The organism is Klebsiella sp. EMBS2024 (assembly GCF_036233805.1).
In the GTDB taxonomy this organism is placed as follows: Bacteria; Pseudomonadota; Gammaproteobacteria; order Enterobacterales; family Enterobacteriaceae; genus Klebsiella; species Klebsiella pneumoniae.
This window is the reverse complement of sequence record NZ_JAZARW010000001.1, coordinates 1,278,698-1,280,277: the sequence shown is the minus strand read 5'-3', so window position 1 is coordinate 1,280,277 and position 1,580 is coordinate 1,278,698. Positions and strand designations below refer to the sequence as shown.

Annotated in this window: 1 protein-coding gene; it reads right to left on the bottom strand. The window is 62.3% G+C overall.

Translation table 11 applies throughout. The annotated features are described in order from the left end of the window. Positions 1-1,580 (bottom strand): transketolase (gene tkt, locus VZP09_RS05720; protein ID WP_328794952.1); only part of this gene is annotated, 1,580 nt, incomplete at both ends.

Below are 1,580 nucleotides of genomic sequence, written 5' to 3'. Positions count from 1 at the left end.
GCGCCGTTCAGGCCAACGTATTTGAACCAGTAGTCAGCGATACCCGCTTCCACGGCAACGCGCGCGGTCACGGCTTTCGGCAGTACGGATTCGCGATAAGCCGCATCCTGCTTGTCGAACGCGTCGGTGGACGGCATGGAAACCACGCGCGCCTTCACGCCTTCGGCAGTCAGTTTGTCCCATGCGGCAACCGCCAGCTCCACTTCTGAACCGGTGGCGATGAAGATCAGCTCCGGCTGNNNGCCGGCGCAATCTTTCAGCACATAACCGCCGCGGGCCACGTTCGCCAGCTGCTCTGCGGTACGCTCCTGCTGCGCCAGGTTCTGACGGGAGAGGATCAGCGCGGTCGGGCCGTCCTGACGCTCCACGCCATATTTCCACGCAATCGCGGATTCAACCTGGTCACACGGACGCCAGGTGGACATGTTCGGGGTCACGCGCAGGGAAGCCACCTGCTCTACCGGCTGGTGAGTCGGGCCGTCTTCGCCCAGACCGATCGAGTCGTGGGTGTAGACCATCACCTGACGCTGTTTCATCAGCGCGGCCATACGTACCGCGTTACGCGCGTATTCCACGAACATCAGGAAGGTGGAGGTGTACGGCAGGAAGCCGCCGTGCAGCGCGATACCGTTGGCGATAGCGGTCATACCGAACTCGCGCACGCCGTAGTGGATGTAGTTCCCGGCAGCGTCTTCGTTGATCGGCTTAGAGCCGGACCACAGGGTCAGGTTGGACGGCGCGAGATCTGCGGAGCCGCCGAGGAATTCCGGCAGCAGCGGGCCGAAGGCTTCGATGGCGTTCTGCGAGGCTTTACGGCTGGCGATTTTCGCCGGGTTGGCCTGCAGCTTCGCGATGAACTCGTTAGCTTTCGCGTCGAAGTCAGACGGCATCTCGCCTTTCATACGGCGGGTGAATTCGGCTGCTTCCTGCGGGAAGGCTTTGGCGTAAGCCGCAAACTTCTCGTTCCATGCGGCTTCTTTCGCCTGGCCGGCTTCTTTGGCATCCCACTGGGCATAGATGTCAGACGGGATGTCAAACGGCGCGTGTTTCCAGCCCAGCGCTTCGCGGGTCAGGGCGATTTCGGCGTCGCCCAGCGGCGCGCCGTGGGAGTCGTGGGTACCGGCTTTGTTCGGCGAACCGAAACCGATGATGGTTTTACACATCAGCAGGGACGGTTTGTCGGTGACCGCCCGCGCTTCTTCTACCGCGCGTTTGATGGCGTCAGCGTCGTGACCGTCCACGCCGCGCACCACGTGCCAGCCGTAGGCTTCAAAGCGTTTGGCGGTGTCGTCGGTGAACCAGCCTTCAACGTGGCCGTCGATGGAGATGCCGTTGTCATCATAGAACGCCACCAGTTTACCCAGTTTCAGGGTACCGGCCAGGGAGCACACTTCGTGAGAAATGCCTTCCATCATGCAGCCGTCGCCCATGAAGGCGTAGGTGTAGTGGTCGACGATATCGTGTCCCGGACGGTTGAACTGCGCCGCCAGGGTTTTCTCGGCGATAGCCATCCCGACCGCGTTAGCGATACCCTGGCCCAGCGGACCGGTGGTGGTTTCCACGCCTGCGGTGTAGCCGAC